At 72.6% G+C, this 15365-nt stretch carries 17 protein-coding genes and 1 pseudogene; 7 read left to right on the forward strand and 11 right to left on the reverse strand.

Annotated elements, in window-relative coordinates:
- The coding region (locus tag GT030_RS14215; RefSeq protein ID WP_202460080.1) for an FAD:protein FMN transferase at positions 1 to 261 on the forward strand (261 nt) is incomplete at its 5' end.
- 28 nt (positions 262 to 289) lie between these two features.
- Here the strand turns inward: GT030_RS14215 and GT030_RS14220 are convergent.
- The 7 genes from GT030_RS14220 to GT030_RS14250 form a co-directional block, all read right to left on the reverse strand.
- Positions 290 to 832 carry an arginine repressor gene (locus GT030_RS14220; RefSeq protein ID WP_030812919.1) on the reverse strand — a complete coding sequence of 181 codons (543 nt, stop codon included), beginning with the start codon at positions 830 to 832 and terminating at the stop codon, positions 290 to 292.
- A 7-nt stretch (positions 833 to 839) separates the two neighbouring features.
- A complete protein-coding gene (locus tag GT030_RS14225) occupies positions 840 to 2036 on the reverse strand; it encodes an acetylornithine transaminase (RefSeq protein ID WP_161201422.1) in 1197 nt (398 codons plus the stop codon).
- Positions 2033 to 2947, reverse strand: a complete 915-nt coding sequence (argB, locus tag GT030_RS14230) for an acetylglutamate kinase (RefSeq protein ID WP_161201423.1) — start codon at positions 2945 to 2947, stop codon at positions 2033 to 2035. Before argB ends, GT030_RS14225 begins: the two co-directional genes overlap by 4 nt.
- Positions 2944 to 4095 carry a bifunctional glutamate N-acetyltransferase/amino-acid acetyltransferase ArgJ gene (argJ, locus tag GT030_RS14235; RefSeq protein ID WP_161201424.1) on the reverse strand — a complete coding sequence of 384 codons (1152 nt, stop codon included), beginning with the start codon at positions 4093 to 4095 and terminating at the stop codon, positions 2944 to 2946. Before argJ ends, argB begins: the two co-directional genes overlap by 4 nt.
- A complete protein-coding gene (gene argC / locus GT030_RS14240) occupies positions 4092 to 5120 on the reverse strand; it encodes an N-acetyl-gamma-glutamyl-phosphate reductase (protein WP_161201425.1) in 1029 nt (342 codons plus the stop codon). Before argC ends, argJ begins: the two co-directional genes overlap by 4 nt.
- A gap of 99 nt (positions 5121 to 5219) precedes the next feature.
- Positions 5220 to 6269, reverse strand: a complete 1050-nt coding sequence (locus tag GT030_RS14245) for a hypothetical protein (protein ID WP_161201426.1) — start codon at positions 6267 to 6269, stop codon at positions 5220 to 5222.
- A 137-nt stretch (positions 6270 to 6406) separates the two neighbouring features.
- Positions 6407 to 6736 (reverse strand): deoxyxylulose-5-phosphate synthase, encoded by a 330-nt coding sequence (locus GT030_RS14250; RefSeq protein ID WP_161201427.1) that lies wholly within the window; start codon positions 6734 to 6736, stop codon positions 6407 to 6409.
- Positions 6737 to 6809: 73 nt separating this feature from the next.
- On the opposite strand from GT030_RS14250, the gene GT030_RS14255 reads away from it, so the two are divergent.
- Together GT030_RS14255 and GT030_RS14260 are read left to right on the forward strand one after the other, a co-directional pair.
- Entirely contained in the window at positions 6810 to 7343 is a 534-nt protein-coding gene (locus GT030_RS14255) for a hypothetical protein (RefSeq protein ID WP_161201428.1), read from the forward strand.
- A 45-nt stretch (positions 7344 to 7388) separates the two neighbouring features.
- The gene (locus GT030_RS14260; protein ID WP_161201429.1) at positions 7389 to 8129 is read left to right on the forward strand and encodes a VOC family protein; all 741 of its coding nucleotides are present in this window, start codon (positions 7389 to 7391) and stop codon (positions 8127 to 8129) included.
- 3 nt (positions 8130 to 8132) lie between these two features.
- Here GT030_RS14260 and hchA read toward each other — a convergent pair whose 3' ends face one another.
- Positions 8133 to 9005, reverse strand: coding sequence for a glyoxalase III HchA (hchA, locus tag GT030_RS14265; protein ID WP_161201430.1), 873 nt, complete (start codon positions 9003 to 9005; stop codon positions 8133 to 8135).
- Positions 9006 to 9145: 140 nt separating this feature from the next.
- On the opposite strand from hchA, the gene GT030_RS14270 reads away from it, so the two are divergent.
- Positions 9146 to 11026, forward strand: coding sequence for a GMC oxidoreductase (locus GT030_RS14270; RefSeq protein WP_161201431.1), 1881 nt, complete (start codon positions 9146 to 9148; stop codon positions 11024 to 11026).
- Here GT030_RS14270 and rox read toward each other — a convergent pair.
- Positions 10977 to 12455 carry a rifampin monooxygenase gene (gene rox, locus GT030_RS14275; RefSeq protein WP_161201432.1) on the reverse strand — a complete coding sequence of 493 codons (1479 nt, stop codon included), beginning with the start codon at positions 12453 to 12455 and terminating at the stop codon, positions 10977 to 10979. The two genes, GT030_RS14270 and rox, sit on opposite strands and share 50 nt — an antisense overlap.
- A gap of 317 nt (positions 12456 to 12772) precedes the next feature.
- On the opposite strand from rox, the pseudogene GT030_RS14280 reads away from it, so the two are divergent.
- The 3 genes and pseudogenes from GT030_RS14280 to GT030_RS14290 form a co-directional block, all read left to right on the forward strand.
- Positions 12773 to 12987, forward strand: a pseudogene (locus GT030_RS14280) (AraC family transcriptional regulator); the annotation flags it as partial.
- A gap of 23 nt (positions 12988 to 13010) precedes the next feature.
- The gene (locus tag GT030_RS14285) at positions 13011 to 13244 is read left to right on the forward strand and encodes a hypothetical protein (RefSeq protein WP_161201433.1); all 234 of its coding nucleotides are present in this window, start codon (positions 13011 to 13013) and stop codon (positions 13242 to 13244) included.
- On the forward strand, positions 13241 to 13687 hold the full coding sequence (locus GT030_RS14290; protein ID WP_161201434.1) for a DUF6314 family protein: 447 nt from the start codon (positions 13241 to 13243) through the stop codon (positions 13685 to 13687). Before GT030_RS14285 ends, GT030_RS14290 begins: the two co-directional genes overlap by 4 nt.
- Here the strand turns inward: GT030_RS14290 and GT030_RS14295 are convergent.
- Positions 13669 to 14262 carry a histidine phosphatase family protein gene (locus GT030_RS14295; RefSeq protein WP_161201435.1) on the reverse strand — a complete coding sequence of 198 codons (594 nt, stop codon included), beginning with the start codon at positions 14260 to 14262 and terminating at the stop codon, positions 13669 to 13671. The two genes, GT030_RS14290 and GT030_RS14295, sit on opposite strands and share 19 nt — an antisense overlap.
- 124 nt (positions 14263 to 14386) lie before the next feature.
- A partial coding sequence (locus GT030_RS14300; RefSeq protein WP_161201436.1) for a PLP-dependent aminotransferase family protein occupies positions 14387 to 15365 on the reverse strand: 979 nt, incomplete at its 5' end.

Genomic DNA, 15365 nt, shown 5'->3' on the forward strand with positions numbered 1-15365 from the left:
GTGGCGACGTCGGGCACGGCCGAGCGGGGCGCGCACATCGTGGACCCGCGCACCGGCCGCTCCGCGGTGACCGACCTGGTCGCCGTGACGGTGGTGGCACCCCGGCTGACCTGGGCGGACTGCTGGGCCACCGCCGCCTTCGCGATGGGCTCCCGCGCGGGCCTGGCCTGGCTGGAGTCCCTCCCGGACGTGGAGGGCCTGCTGATCACCGCGGGCGACGAGGTCCGCTGCACAGGGGGTCTGGCGACCCGGCTGGGCTGAGCGGGACGTCCAGCGGCCTGCCGGCGGCCTACGGCGCGTTCTGGGCGAGGCGCAGCAGGTGGTCGGCGAGGGCCTGGCCGCCGGTGGCGTCGCGGCTGATCAGCATGAGGGTGTCGTCGCCGGCGATGGTGCCGAGGACGTCGTGGAGTTCGGCCTGGTCGATGGCCGAGGCGAGGAACTGGGCGGCGCCCGGCGGGGTGCGCAGCACGACGAGGTTGGCGGACGCCTCGGCGGAGATCAGCAGCTCCTGGGAGAGCCGCCGCATCCGCTCCTCCTTGGCGGAGCCGCCCAGCGGGGCGCGCGGGGTGCGGAAGCCGCCCTCGCTGGGCACCGCGTAGATCAGGTCGCCGTCGGTGTTGCGGATCTTGACCGCGTTCAGCTCGTCCAGGTCGCGGGAGAGCGTCGCCTGGGTGACGCTCAGCCCGTCGTCGGCGAGCAGCTTGGCGAGCTGGCTCTGCGAGCGCACCGGCTGCCGGTTGAGGATGTCCACGATCCGGCGGTGTCGGGCCGTCCGGGTCTGCGGTACGGCGGGTCCGCCCGCCGCCTGATCGTGGTCCTGCGCCTGGCTCATCGTCGTCTCATTCTCGGGGTCGTCCGTCCTCGGTGCTTGCGTCGAGGATGCCGGGCAGCGCCTGGAGAAAGGCGTCCACCTCGTCGTCGCGGAGGTTCAGCGGGGGCATGAGCCGCACGACGTCGGGGGCGGGCGCGTTCACCAGGAACCCGGCCTCCTGGGCCGCCGCCTGCGCCTGCGTGGCGTGCGGCCCGGTGAGCACGATACCCAGCAGCAGGCCCGCACCCCGGACATGGTCGACCAGCGGGTGGTCCAGCGCCTCGATCCCGGCGCGCAGGGCCTCGCTCTGCCGCTTGGTGTTGGCGAGCAGGTCCTCGTCCTCGATGGTGTCCAGGACGGCGAGTCCGGCGGCGCAGGCGACCGGGTTGCCGCCGAAGGTGGTGCCGTGCTGGCCGGGCCGCAGCAGGTCGGCGGCGCGGCCGAAGGCGAGGGTGGCGCCGAGCGGCAGTCCGCCGCCGAGCCCCTTGGCGAGCGTGACGACGTCGGGCAGTACGCCCTCGTGGGCCTGGTAGGCGAACCAGTCGCCGGTGCGGCCGACTCCGGTCTGCACCTCGTCCAGCACGAGCAGCGCGCCGGTGGCGGCGGTGATGGCGCGGGCGGCCTTGAGGTAGCCGGGCGGCGGCACCACGACCCCGCTCTCGCCCTGGACCGGCTCGATGATCACCATGGCGGTGTCCGGCGTGACGGCGGCGGCGAGCGCCTGTGGGTCGCCGTACGGGACGTGTGTGACGTCGCCGGGCAGCGGGCGGAACGGCTCCTGCTTGGCGGGCTGGCCGGTGAGGGCGAGGGCGCCCATGGTGCGGCCGTGGAAGCCGCCGTCGGTCGCCACCATGTGGGTGCGCCCGGTGAGCCGTCCGATCTTCAGCGCGCCCTCGTTGGCCTCGGCTCCGGAGTTGCAGAAGAACACCTTGCCGTCCCGGCCGAACAGCCGCAGCAGGCGCTCGGCGAGGGCGACGGGCGGCTCGGCGACGAACAGGTTGGAGACGTGGCCGAGGGTGCCGATCTGCTCGCTCACCGCGCGGACGACCGCCGGGTGGGCGTGCCCGAGGGCGTTGACCGCGATACCGCCGACGAAGTCCAGGTAGCGCTTGCCGTCGGCGTCCCAGACGGCCGTTCCCTCGCCCCGCAGCAGGGCGAGGCGCGGGGTGCCGTAGTTGTTCATGAGCGCGCCCTGCCAGCGCGCGGTCAGTTCCTCGTTGCTCATGACTCCCCCGGTGTGTCCGGCTCGTCGGGCACGACCATGGTGCCGATGCCCTCGTCGGTGAAGATCTCCAGCAGGATCGAGTGCTGGACGCGGCCGTCGATGACGCGGGCGGTACGCACGCCGTTGCGTACGGCGTGCAGGCAGCCCTCCATCTTCGGCACCATGCCCGAGGAGAGGTCGGGCAGCAGTTTCTCCAGCTCGGTGGCGGTGAGGCGGCTGATCACCTCGTCGGAGTGCGGCCAGTCCTCGTAGAGGCCCTCGACATCGGTGAGGACCATGAGGGTTTCGGCGCCCAGCGCAGCAGCGAGTGCCGCAGCCGCCGTATCAGCATTGACGTTGTAGACATGTCCGTCGTCCTGGGAGCGGGCGATCGAGGAGACGACCGGGATACGGCCGTCGGCGAGCAGGGCCTCGATGGCGCCGGTGTCGATCTCGGTGATCTCGCCGACGCGTCCGATGTCGATGAGTTCACCGTCGATCCTCGGCCGGTGCCGGGTCGCGGTGATGGTGTGGGCGTCCTCGCCGGTGAGGCCGACGGCGAGCGGGCCGTGCTGGTTGAGCAGGCCGACCAGCTCGCGCTGCACCTGCCCGGCGAGCACCATCCGTACGACGTCCATGGCGTCCTCGGTGGTGACGCGCAGGCCGGCCTTGAACTCGCTGACGATGCCGTGCCGGTCGAGGGCGGCGCTGATCTGGGGGCCGCCGCCGTGCACGACGACGGGCCGCAGTCCGGCGTGGCGCAGGAAGACGACGTCCTGGGCGAACGCGGCCTTCAGGCTCTCGTCGACCATGGCGTTGCCGCCGAACTTGATGACGACGGTGCGGCCGTGGTGGCGGGTGAGCCAGGGCAGCGCCTCGACGAGGGTCTGCGCCTTGGGCAGGGCGGTGTGCTTCCGCGTGGGGGTGGTCATGAGCTGTACGCGCTGTTCTCGTGGACGTAGTCCGCGGTCAGGTCGTTGGTCCAGATGGTCGCGGTCTCGGTGCCGGCGGCGAGGTCGGCGACGATGTGCACCTCGCGGTAGCGCATGTCCACCAGGTCGCGGTCCTCGCCGACCGAGCCGTCCCTGCAGACCCAGACGCCGTTGATGGCTACGTTCAGCCGGTCGGGCTCGAAGGCGGCCTTCGTGGTGCCGATGGCGGACAGCACCCGGCCCCAGTTGGGGTCCTCGCCGTGGAGGGCGCACTTGAGGAGGTTGTTGCGGGCGATGGACCGGCCGACCTCGACGGCGTCCTCCTCGGTGGCCGCGTTGATCACCTCGACCTTGATGTCCTTGCTGGCGCCCTCGGCGTCGCCGATGAGCTGGCGGCCGAGATCGGCGCACACCTCGCGGACGGCGTCGGCGAAGTCGTCGTAGCCGGGGGTGATGCCGCAGGCGCCGGAGGCGAGCAGCAGGACGGTGTCGTTGGTGGACATGCAGCCGTCGGAGTCGACCCGGTCGAAGGTGACCTTGGTGGCGTCGCGCAGCGCCTTGTCCAGCTCGGCGTCGGTGAGGTCGGCGTCGGTGGTGAGGACGACGAGCATGGTGGCGAGGCCGGGGGCGAGCATGCCGGCGCCCTTGGCCATGCCGCCGACCGTCCAGCCGTCCCGGCTCACCACGGCGGTCTTGTGGTGGGTGTCGGTGGTCTTGATGGCGAGGGCGGCCTTCTCGCCGCCGTGCTCGCTCAGGGCGGCGGCGGCCTTCTCGACGCCGGGCAGCAGCTTGTCCATGGGCAGGGTGACGCCGATGAGGCCGGTGGAACAGACGGCGACCTCGATGGCGCCGCGTCCGAGGACCTCTCCGACCTTCTCGGCGGTGGCGTGGGTGTCCTGGAAGCCCCGGGGGCCGGTGCAGGCGTTGGCGCCGCCGGAGTTGAGGACGACCGCGCTGATCTGCCCGCTCTTGAGGACCTGCTCGGACCACAGCACCGGCGCGGCCTTCACGCGGTTGGCGGTGAAGACGCCGGCGGCGGCCCGTCGGGGGCCGGTGTTGACCACGAGGGCCAGGTCGGGGTTGCCGTTCTGCTTGATCCCGGCGGCGATGCCCGCCGCGGTGAATCCCTTGGCCGCTGTGACGCTCAAGGCGCGACTCCGATCGTGGAAAGCCCGGTGGTCTCGTCGAGCCCGAGGGCGATGTTCATGCTCTGTACGGCACCGCCCGCGGTGCCCTTGGTCAGGTTGTCGATGGCGCTGATCACGATGACCCGGCCGGTCTCCGCGTCCAGGGCGACCTGCACCTGGACGGCGTTGGAGCCGGTCACGGCGCCGGTGGCCGGCCATTGCCCCTCGGGCAGCAGCCGCAGATACGGCTCGTCGGCGTACGCCTTCTCGTAGACCGCGCGGACCGCTTCCGCGGTGACCCCGGCGCGCGCCTTCGCGCTGCACGTGGCGAGGATGCCGCGGGGCATGGGCGCGAGGGTCGGGGTGAACGAGACGCTCACCCGCTCCCCGGCGGCCGCGCTGAGGTTCTGGATCATCTCGGGGGTGTGCCGGTGTCCGCCGCCGACGCCGTACGGGGTCATGGAACCCATGACCTCGCTGCCGAGCAGATGCGCCTTGGGTGCCTTGCCCGCCCCGGAGGTGCCGGAGGCGGCGACGATCACGGCCTCGGGCTCGGTGATCCCCGCGTCGTAGGCGGGGAAGAGGGCGAGGGAGACGGCGGTGGGGTAGCAACCGGGTACGGCGATGCGCTTGACGCCCTCCAACGCGGCGCGCGCGCCGGGGAGTTCGGGCAGGCCGTAGGGCCAGGTGCCGGCGTGCGGGGAGCCGTAGAACCGCTCCCAGTCGGCCGGGTCGGTGAGCCGGAAGTCGGCCCCCAGGTCGATCACGAGCACGTCCGGGCCGAGCTGCTCGGCGACGGCGGCGGACTGCCCGTGGGGCAGCGCCAGGAACACCACGTCGTGCCCGGCGAGCGCCTCGGCGGTCGTCTCCGCCAGCACCCGGTCGGCCAGCGGCGCGAGCTGCGGCTGCAGCTCCCCCAGCCGCCGCCCGGCACTGGAGTGCCCGGTGAGCGTCCCGACCTCGACCCCGGCATGCCCGAGCAGCAGCCGCAGCAACTCCCCACCCGCATACCCACTGGCCCCGGCCACCGCCGCACGCACCACCATGCCAACCTCCTTCACTTGGCATGACTATACGTAGCGCCGCACGTTTATGCAATCAGGTGTACGAAGGGGCGGCCGGTGGTGCGGCTGCCACCGGGCCCGCTAGGACCGCGTCGCCCTCCCGCACTCGTCCTCCGGGGACCCGCCCCGGCCGAACGGCGTGTCCCGGTCGTACGGGTCGACCTCCTTGCCGGACCCGTCCGCCTGGCGGTCGGGGCCGAAGGGCGGGACCAGGTAGCCCGTGGGGGTGCCGCAGCCGCCGTTGGTCGTGGCGTACTTGTACGAGGTGATCGAGAAGGTGCCCGGCTCGGTGATGACCTTGTCGGGGTCGTCCCAGCTCAGGACCAGTTCGCGGCGGACGATCGTGCGCATGATCTCGTCGTCGCCGCCCGTGCGGGCGACCGGGTAGACGAAGGTGACGTCGGCGGTCACCTGGAGGGCGCCGCGTTCGCCCTCGCGGTAGGTGAGCGCGCCGCGTGTCTTCACGACGTCGCCGACCAGGTGGGCGCGGGCGGGCTGGAAGCGGCTGAAGAGGAGGAGGGGGTCGTTCTTCTCGCCGGGGGTCCGGAAGGCGGTCTTCAGGAGGTGCTGGACGTCCTTCTGGTGCGGGTTGATCAGTGCGATCGCCTTCTCGGGGCGCTCGCCCCGCAGCACCCCTCGGTCCAGGCTGGACGCGACCAGGAAGTCCCGGCTGCGGATGAGGGCCCGCTCGACCTCGGCCGCGCTCATCCAGCCGACCGCCCTGGCCCGCTTCGGCATGGTGATCCCCGCCGCTCCGCTCGCCCAGGCCGCCGCCGGTGAGCCACGGAACGGGTCCTGCGCGGTGGGGCGCTGGGCGTCCGGCCGCGACGGGCCGGAACCGGTGACGAGGTCCACCACCCGTCCGGGCGCGAGCGCCACGAAGAACAGGGCCGACACGGCCAGCAGTCCGGCCACGTACCGGCCCACGCGCCGTCGGGGCCGCTCGGGCGGGGGGCTGCGCCAGCCGTCCGGGCCTCGGTCGGGCTCGGCGCGCAGCCGCCTGGCCACCTCGCGGGCCCGCGCCGACGGCTCCTTGGGCGCGTCGGCGGTACCCGCCACCGACTCGCGCAGGAACCGCTCCCACTCCTCGTCCGACCTGGACGAACCGTCCGGCTCCGTACCCGCGCCCATCCCGCACCCCCTGGTGATCAGTGAACCGCGGCCCACTCCCCTGGGACGCGTCCGCATAATGACACAGAGTGCCGACACCGGGGCCGGTGGCCCAACTAGCGCAAGCAGGTGCGCGCTTCACGCGCAAAGGCCCCCGGCTACGGCAGGTGCCGCTGCCCGAGCGCGGCGGCGACCGAGGTCCCCTCGCGCCGCGCGTACGTCACCCGCTCCCGTACCTCCCGCAGCGTCCGAGGCCGCTCACCCGGCCCACCACAGCAACTCTTGTGAAACCCCACCCCGGCCTGGAGCAGCACGGCCAACGTCCGCCAGCCCGCCAGATCCCGCCGCCGGGGCGCCGCGAACGCCGATCCCGCGTGGATCAACGGCCCGGCACAACCAGGACAGGTCCGCTGCCTGGCCCGGTCGTACCACTGCTTGTACGAGACGCGGCAGGAGAGGCAGACGTAAGAGGTCTTTCCGTGGCTCACCGGGCCAGCGTAGAGATCATTCCCCGCAGGGGCCGCCGTTTTCCGGCGTGGGCGTCGGCCTAGGCTCGGCCTCATGCACGATGACCCGCAGATACTCGATCTGCTCCGCTCCCTGGACCGCCTTCCCGGCCCGGATCATGCCGAGTTCCCCGACGGGTTCGACTACGGGGAGGCCGAGGCGCGGGCGTCGGCGCTGAGCGAGCGGCTGTCCGATGAGTTCGGAGGGCCTTGTTCCCTCGACGTGACGCAGGACGCCAGCTACTACTTCAAGGTGGGTGTGCCGGCCGCCCTCACCGAAGCCGGTGTCCCTCTCGGTGTCCGGCTGAGCAACTACGGGCCGCTCGCCGCGGTGACCACCCCCCTGCCCGACAGCCACGCCGACTTGGACGACGCCGTCGCGGACGGGGCGTTGTCGGCGGCGGACCGTCACCGGGTCGAGAGCGCGCTGACGGAACTCGGGTGCCGGACCGTGCCCCTGCGGCTGCTGCACCTGCGCTACGACGGGGTGACCTGGCTCGCGAACGAGGTACCCGGCGCATCCGTACTGAGCTACGGGCCGCACGCGGGCGAGGCGACCTGGTGGACCAGGTTCTTCGAGCACCTGTGATCAACCTCCGGATGCGCTCGCGGACCCGTGCATAGGATCACCGCCATGGGACTGCGACCTGTGCACGTCAGTATCAAGGCCGTTGACGCCTCGGTGGTCGGGCGGTTCTGGGCCGAGGCGCTCGGGTGGACTGCTTACAGTCCCGGTGTGACGACGTACGTCGGGCCTCCTGGAGGGCTGGTCTGGCCGGACCCCGCGGTGGTCGGGGTGGATGTCGTGCCGGTGTCGGGGCCCAAGACCGCGGCGAAGAACCGTACGCATCTCGATCTCGCCACGACCTCCCTGGACCACCAGGCGGAGCTGGTCGCGCGGTTGAAGGATCACGGCGCCACGGCGCTCGACATCGGGCAGGGGGACGTGCCGTGGGTGGTGCTCGCCGATCCCGAGGGGAACGAGTTCTGTGTGCTGGAGCCTCGGGAGCGGTACCGGGACACCGGGCCGGTGGCGGCGGTGGTCGTGGACTGTGCGGAGCCGTTGGTGATGGCCCGGTTCTGGGGCGAGGCGATGGGCTGGACCGTGCACCGGTCGACCGACGACCTCGTGCTGCTGCGTTCGGCCGACGGCACTGGTCCGTACATGGAGTTGTTCCGCTCGCCCATTGCGGACACGGCGACCGACCGCGTCCACCTCGACCTGCTCCCCCACCCCGGCGACGACCACGCGGCGGAGGTCACCGGGCTGAAGGCCCTCGGCGCCACCGACCTCGACATCGGCCAGGGCGACGTACCGTGGACCTGCCTCACCGACCCCGAGGGCCACGAGTTCTGCGTACTCGCGCTGCCCTGAGCGTCACTCCTTCGCCGCCTCGACCAGCACGTCCGCCGACAGCAGCCCCAGCGCGTTGGAGGCGAGCGGGCTGTCGCCGGTGAGGAGTCTGCGGTCCTGGTGGGTCTGGCCGGTGATCCCGGAGTTGAGGACCTCGACGCCCTGTTTCTCCAGCAGGTCGGCGACCAGCCAGCGCAGCCGGCCGGGAAGGTAGCCCATCTCGAGGTTGGCACCGGTGTCGAGGGCGTCGGGGAAGACGCAGAGCGAGTAGCCGGCGAAGGGCGACTTGTCCTTGCCCCGGGCGGCGGCGAGCAGCGCGGCCGGGCCGTGGCAGAGGGTGATCACGTGCTTGTCGTTGGCGAGCGCCCAGTCCAGCGTCTCGGTCACGTCCTCACTCTCCGCAAGCCCGATCACCGCACCGTGCCCGCCGGGGACGAAGACGGCGACGTAGTCCGACTCGGGCCCGAGCTTGTCCGCGACCACCTCGGAGAGCTTCAGCGGCTCCTTCAGCTTGGGTTTGATCGCCTCGTACGTCTCCATGACGGCCCTGTCCTCCTCCGGCATGGCCCACAGCTCCAGCTTCACGGGGTTGCCGCTGAGGGTGGCCACGTCGACGTCGAAGCCCGCCTCCGTCATGTGGTGCAGCGGGAGCAGCATCTCGACGGGATGGTTGCCGGTGGAGAAGAACTTGCCGTTCTCGGTGAGCAGATACCGCTCGTCCGTGCCGATCATCAGCACCTTCCACCGCCCGCCGGCGCAGGCGCCCTTGTGCCGGACTCCGTCGAAATCGGTCTTCGGCGCGGTGTACTTGCTCAGCGAGTACGGGGACGGGAAGAACGCGTTGTCCTCGGCCGGGTCGGGAGCCGGCTCCTTGCTCAGGTCGGTCGCGTCCGACATGGGAAACCTCCGTAGGGCAGGGGCTGCCAGGGGAAACGTCCTTTTCTCCAACGTAGGCACCGGCCCGGTCACCCGCACGATGTGGCGGGCGCGGCCCCGCGGGTGCAGAGTGGCCGGGGGGAGCGCGTGGAGGAGACGGGATGCCTCAGCAGCCACCGGAGACCGCTCGGGAATTCGACTTCGTCGTCGTCGGCTCGGGCGCCGGCGGCGGACCCCTGGCCGCCGGCCTCGCCCTGGCCGGGCACCGGGTCCTGGTGCTGGAGGCGGGCGACGAACACGACTGCCCGTACTACTCGGTCCCGATCATGCAGGCGTTCGCCAGCGAGGACCCCGACATGACGTGGAGCTTCTTCGTACGCCACTGGGACGACCCGGCGACCCGGCGCGAGGACCACAAGTTCACCGGCGCCGAGGACGGCGTGCTGTACCCGCGCGGCAGCGCGCTCGGCGGGAGTACGGCGGTCAACGCGCTGATCATGCTGTTCCCGCAGGGCAAGGAGTGGCAGCGCCTGGTGGAGCTGACCGGTGACTTTGGGTGGAGCGAGGAGTCGATGCGGGAACGCTTCAGACGCCTGGAGAACTGGCAGGGCCAGGACGCCGAGCCGCTCCCCGGTGAGACTCCGGCGGAGCGGGACGCCAAGTCCCGGCACGGCAGGGAGGGCTGGCTCGGTACGACCCGCGCCGCCCCCTCCCTCGCGCTCCGCGAACCCCGCTTCCTCGACATCGTCGGCGCCGTCGAACGCACCGCCCGCGAGCGCTTCGGCATCCCCGACGACGTCCCCCTCCCCCGCGACCCGAACGCGGCCGACACCCCGCCGGACTTCCAGGGCATGGGCTTCATCCCGGTCTCGGTCGACGGCGGCACCCGCAACGGCACCCGCGAGCGGCTGCTCGACGTCCGCCGCCGGGTCGGGGACCTGCTGACGATCAGGACCAACACCCTGGTCACCCGCGTGCTGTTCGACGGCGACCGCGCGGTGGGGGTCGCGTACCGCGAGCAGCACCGCGCGTACGGCGGCGTCTCGTCGGACCGTACGTGCCGGCTGCGGCCGGACGCGGCGGACCGGGACGAGGACGCGGTGAGCGAAGGGACGGCGTACGCGCGCAACGAGGTCGTCCTGGCCGGGGGCACCTACAACACCCCCCAGTTGCTCATGCTGTCCGGCATCGGACCGCGCGAGGAGCTGGAGCGGCTCGGCATCCCGGTACGCGTCGACGCGCCCGGTGTGGGGCGCAATCTGCACGACCGGTACGAGGCGTCGGTGGTGGCCGAACTCGACCAGGACTACCCGCTGTTCGAGGGCTCGTCGCTGGACGTGCCGCTCGCGGGCGAGGAACAGGACGAGTTGATCGGCGAGTGGTACGCCGACCGGGGCGGCCCCTACGGCACCAACGGCCAACTCGCCGCCCTCATCGGCAGGTCGAGCGTCTCCGACGGGGACTCCGACCTCATGCTGCTGGCGATGCCGCTCGACTTCCACGGCTACTACCCCGGTTACGCCGAGGACGCCGCCCACGGCCGGAACCGGCTGGGCGTGGTCGTGCTCAAGGGACACACCAGGAACCGGGGCGGCTCGGTGACCCTGCGGTCCACCGATGCCACCGAACCTCCCGAGATCCGGTTCCACTACTTCTCCGAGGGCACACCGGGCTGGGAGGAGGATCTGGACGGCCTGGTGGACGGGCTGCGGATCGCCCGTGACGTGATCGGCAACGCCTCGGAGGCGGGCGTGAAGGGCGAGCTGGTACCGGGGCCCGAGGTGCGCACCGACGACCAGCTCAAGGAGTGGGCGCGGACCCAGTCCTGGGGGCACCACGCGTGCGGCACCGCCAGGATCGGCACGGCGGACGATCGGCTGGCGGTGCTGGACGGCGACTTCCGGGTGCGCGGGGTGGAGGGGCTGCGGGTGGTGGACGCGTCGGTGTTCCCCGACATCCCCGGCCTGTTCATCGCCTCCGCGGTCTACCTGGTCAGTGAGAAGGCGAGCGAGGTGCTGCTGGCGGAGTACCCGGCGCCGTGACCCCGGCCTCGCCGAACCACTTGGGCAGGTGGGCGAGCAGCTCCTCCTGGCTCTCCCCCGCCCAGGCGACATGGCCGTCCGGGCGCAACAGCACGGCGGGTACGTCGAGTTCGTCGCTGACATCGACGAGGTGGTCCACGCGGTCCGCCCAGCCCTCGGCCGAGAGGCGTCCGGTCTGGTCGAGGAGCAGGCCGCGGGCGGTGTGGGTGTGCTCGTAGAGGCGTCCCTGCCTGAGCTTGACGTCCCGCAGCCGGCGGCCGAGGAGTTCATGGCCCTCGCCCAGGTCGTAGCGGATGTCGATGGCGGTGATCATGCCGGTGATGTGGCGGTTGACCTCCTCGAAGTCCATGAGGCGGGCGAAGAGTTCGCGCAGTGCGGTGGCGCCGGGGTCGGTGCCGAGGAGGGTCATCGCGGCGCGGGTGGTCGTCAGGACGCGGGCGCCCACCGGGTGGCGTTCGGCGTGGTAGCTGTCGAGCAGGCCGTCCGGGGCCCAGCCGCGCACCTCGGCGGCGAGCTTCCAGCCGAGGTTGAAGGCGTCCTGGACACCGAGGTTGAGTCCCTGTCCGCCGGCCGGCGGGTGGATGTGGGCCGCGTCTCCGGCCAGCAGGACCCGGCCGACGCGGTAGCGCTCGGCCTGCCGGGTGGCGTCGCCGAAGCGGGACAGCCAGCGGGGTGAGTGCACGCCGAAGTCGGTGCCGGCGACGGCCCGTAGCTGCTGCTGGAACTCCGCGAGGGTCGGGGCGGCACGGTCCTCGGCGACGCCGTCGGCGGGCACGATGACGCGGTACACCCCCTTCTGGCCGTCCACGTCGGGTGAGAGGCCGAACCGCAGCTGCGTCTTGCGGACCTCCTCCACGACCACGGCGATGGTCGCCGGGTCCTCGGTGGCCTCCATGTCGCCGAGCAGCGTCTCCACCGAGGCGGGCTCGCCGGGGAAGCCGACGCCGAGCAGCTTGCGTACCGTGCTGCGGCCGCCGTCGCAGCCGACGGCGTAGCGGGCGCGGAGGCCGGTGCCGTCGGCCAGTCCCACGGTGACCCCGTCCGCGTTCTGGCTCAGGGCGACCACTTCCTGCCCGCGCCGGATCTCGGCGCCGAGCTCGCGGGCCCACGCGCCGAGGAGGCGCTCGGTGACGGCCTGCGGGGTGGCGAGGCCGTACGGGTGGGCCGTGTCCAGCCGGTCCGGCCACGGCTTGATGATGCCGCCGAACAGGCCGCCGGCCTGGAACTTCTCGCTAGCTGCGAGGAACCTGTCCAGCAGGCCCCGCTGGTCCATCACCTCGACGCTGCGCGTGTGCAGGCCCCGGCCGCGGGACTGGCTGCTCGGCTCGGCCAGCCTCTCCAGCACGACCACACTCACCCCGGCCAGCCGCAGCTCCCCGGCCAGCATCAGCCCGGTCGGCCCGCCGCCGACCACGATCACATCGAACATCAACCCGCCCCATCAACGAAACCGCCCACCGGCCGACAGACAGGGGCGAACTCCGCGAGCACCCCATTTCCCTCACTCCCGACCGCGGCCGCCCATTCTGCGACACCGAGGGGGCCTTGCCGCAAGGCCCCCTGTGCGCTATATCTTGAAAGTGGCAGGAGGTGTCCAACCTCTTGCCTTCGCTGTTTTCCGGGCCCGGGCCGCCACCCGACAGAATCGGGCACACCTTGCCGGGTCCGGGGTCCCCCCGCGCGCCTGGCGTTCCCGGCGCGCCACGGGTACGGGCCGGGCGAGGCGTTCGCCGGGGCGTTCCGGGCGACGACCTGGACCCGAGCCGGGCCGAGGGCACGGAACTCGACTATCACCACGGTGTGATCAGACGCTGTGGCGGGACGTGTTCACGCAGTGGTTCCCGTCGAACCCGTACGCGAGCCGCCCCGGCCCGGAGATTCTGCGGGTCCGGCCGACCGGGGACGGCACCGGGGCGGACGCGGAGCTGTGGCTGCCGGTGGAGGGGGCGGTGACCGGCTGAGGGGCGGACCGTAAGCTCGGGGCATGGATGCGTGGGTGCCGTACCTGATCTTGTGCGGTGGGCTGGCGGTGGTGCTGGGAGCGCTGTCCTGGCTGGCTCTCCACGTGCGGCGGCGGGGTGGCGCCGGGGGCGTGCTGGCCGCGTACGAGGAGGCGTTCCGGGCGACCAGCCATGCCGCGCACCAGGAGATCCGGGCGGAGGCCGAGCGGAAGACGCCTGCGGACTCGCCCGACGGGCCCTTCAGGAGGACACGGTGACGGGCGGCGAATGGTGGCCGGTGGCCGACACGCTCGGGTTCCTCGCCGGGCGGTGGCGGGTGACCCGTACCGTGCGGGATCTCGCGGGCGCGGACGAGGGGTACTTCGCCGGGCACACCGACTTCAGCCCGCTGGACGGCGGGTTGCTGCACGAGGAGGCCGGTGAGTTCACCTGGCAGGGCGCGACGCGGCCCGCGACGCGGACGCTGCGGTTCATGGCGGGGGCCGAGCCGGGCACGGCGGACGTGCGGTTCGCGGACGGGCGGCCCTTCCACGACCTGGACCTGCGCAGCGGGCGGCACATCGCCGGGCACCCCTGCGCGGCCGACTTCTACCGGGGCGAGTTCACCGTGACCGACGCCGACCGCTGGCGTTCGGTGTGGCGCGTCGGCGGCCCGCAGAAGGACCTCGTGCTCACCACGGACTACGTGCGCGAGGGCTGAGGCGACACCGCGTCCAGCCGCAGGGTCCAGCGGCCCGAGCGGCCCGCGACGGTGATCGTGGAGAGCGGCCGTACGTCGATGCTCCAGAAGGCGGACGGCGGCGCCTGGAGGGCGTAGACCAGGGCCGCGCGGATCACGGCCGGTTCGGCCACGGCGACGATGCGGGCGTGGTCGTCGCCGGGCCGGGTGTCGAGCCAGCCGCCCACCCGTGAGATGAAGGCGAGCATCGACTCACCGCCGTGCGGGCTGGCCCTCGGGTCGGCGAGCCAGGCGTCCACCGCCTGCGGTTCGCGGGCCATCGCCTCGGCCAGGGTCAGCCCCCGCCAGCGCCCCATGTCGCAGTCCCGCAGCGCTAGTTGGGAGAGCGGGGCGTACCCGAGCGCATCACCGGTGGCGCGACTGCGCGGGGTCGGGGAGCAGTAGCGCAACTCGGCGGCCGCGAGCGGCAGCAGGTACCCGACGACGCGCTGCACCTCGTCCCAGCCCGCCTGGTCCAGCGGCCGGTCGTCCTGGAACCGCTCCGCGTGCGACGGGGAACCGTGCGCTGCGGCCACGAACGTCACCCGAAGTGGCATGCGGTGATGGTGAGCCCCGTACGGGGGCCGGTCAAGAGCCATCACGTGGGCCGCTGTGAGGGTGACCGGAAAACACCGCCCCCGCTGTCTCGACGCCCCTGTTTTGGCTTCGACTTGTGTGAGTTCACCGCACTTCGTCCCACGCCGACCGCAGCCGTCGCACCCCCTCCGCGATCTCGCCCGTGCTCGCGACCGCGGCGAAGCTCAGCCGGATGTGGGCCGCCGGGGGTTCGGCGCTGAAGTAGGGCCGGCCGGGGGTGACGGAGATGCCCGCGCGCAACGCGGCGGCGGTCAGCGCGGACTCCGTGACACCCTCGGGCAGCCGGAGCCAGAGGTGGTAGCCGCCGAACGGAATGTGCGGCAGGGCGAGTTCGGGCAGAAGCAGCCCGAGGGCCCCGGTCATCGCCTCCCGGCGTACCGCCAACTCGGCCGACAGCGACCGCAGATGGCGCGGCCACGCCGGTGAGCCGACGAGTTCGAGCGCCGCCTCCTGGAGCGGCCGGGGCACGAAGAAGCTGTCCACGACCTGGATGGCGCGCAGGCGTTCCAGCACCGGCCCGCGCGCGGCGAGGGCGGCCACCCGGAAGCTGGGCGAGGTCGCCTTGGTGAGCGAGCCGACGTGCACCACGACACCGTCCGGGTCGTCCGCCGCCAGCGGCCGGGGCAGTTCGGGCGCGTCGGCGTGCGCGAGACGGCGTACGAAGTCGTCCTCGATGACGAAGGCCCCACAGGCGCGGGCGATGCGCAGCACCTCGGCGCGCCGGTGGGGGGCGAGCACGGCACCGGTCGGGTTCTGGAACAGGGGCTGGCAGACGAAGACGCGGGCACCGGTGGCACGGAAGGCGTCGGCCAGCAGATCGGGGCGTACGCCGTCGGCGTCGACCGGCACCGGTACGGGCCGCAGGCCGGCGGCGCGGGCGAGGTCCAGCATGCCGGGGTAGGTGGGCGACTCGACCAGGACCGGGGCGCCGGGCGGGGCGAGCGCGCGCAGCGCGGTGGCCAGCGCGGACTGGCCGCCGGACGCGATGAGCACCTCGGCCGCGGTGACGGACCCGCCGATGCCCCGGGCGAACCACTCCCGCAGCTCGGGCAGCCCCTCCAAG

Origin of the sequence: Streptomyces sp. SID1328, from assembly GCF_009865595.1 — a bacterium.
GTDB lineage: Bacteria > Actinomycetota > Actinomycetes > Streptomycetales > Streptomycetaceae > Streptomyces > Streptomyces griseoluteus.

Bases quoted from the DNA above. Each gene is read 5' to 3' on its own strand.
- GT030_RS14285 (WP_161201433.1), top strand. From the start codon at position 13,011: ATGGATGCGTGGGTGCCGTACCTGATCTTGTGCGGTGGGCTGGCGGTG.
- GT030_RS14220 (WP_030812919.1), bottom strand. From the start codon at position 832: ATGAGCCAGGCGCAGGACCACGATCAGGCGGCGGGCGGACCCGCCGTA.
- GT030_RS14260 (WP_161201429.1), top strand. From the start codon at position 7,389: ATGGGACTGCGACCTGTGCACGTCAGTATCAAGGCCGTTGACGCCTCG.
- GT030_RS14255 (WP_161201428.1), top strand. From the start codon at position 6,810: ATGCACGATGACCCGCAGATACTCGATCTGCTCCGCTCCCTGGACCGC.
- GT030_RS14295 (WP_161201435.1), bottom strand. From the start codon at position 14,262: ATGCCACTTCGGGTGACGTTCGTGGCCGCAGCGCACGGTTCCCCGTCG.
- GT030_RS14245 (WP_161201426.1), bottom strand. From the start codon at position 6,269: ATGGGCGCGGGTACGGAGCCGGACGGTTCGTCCAGGTCGGACGAGGAG.
- rox (WP_161201432.1), bottom strand. From the start codon at position 12,455: ATGTTCGATGTGATCGTGGTCGGCGGCGGGCCGACCGGGCTGATGCTG.
- argC (WP_161201425.1), bottom strand. From the start codon at position 5,120: ATGGTGGTGCGTGCGGCGGTGGCCGGGGCCAGTGGGTATGCGGGTGGG.
- GT030_RS14225 (WP_161201422.1), bottom strand. From the start codon at position 2,036: ATGAGCAACGAGGAACTGACCGCGCGCTGGCAGGGCGCGCTCATGAAC.
- hchA (WP_161201430.1), bottom strand. From the start codon at position 9,005: ATGTCGGACGCGACCGACCTGAGCAAGGAGCCGGCTCCCGACCCGGCC.
- argB (WP_161201423.1), bottom strand. From the start codon at position 2,947: ATGACCACCCCCACGCGGAAGCACACCGCCCTGCCCAAGGCGCAGACC.
- GT030_RS14270 (WP_161201431.1), top strand. From the start codon at position 9,146: ATGCCTCAGCAGCCACCGGAGACCGCTCGGGAATTCGACTTCGTCGTC.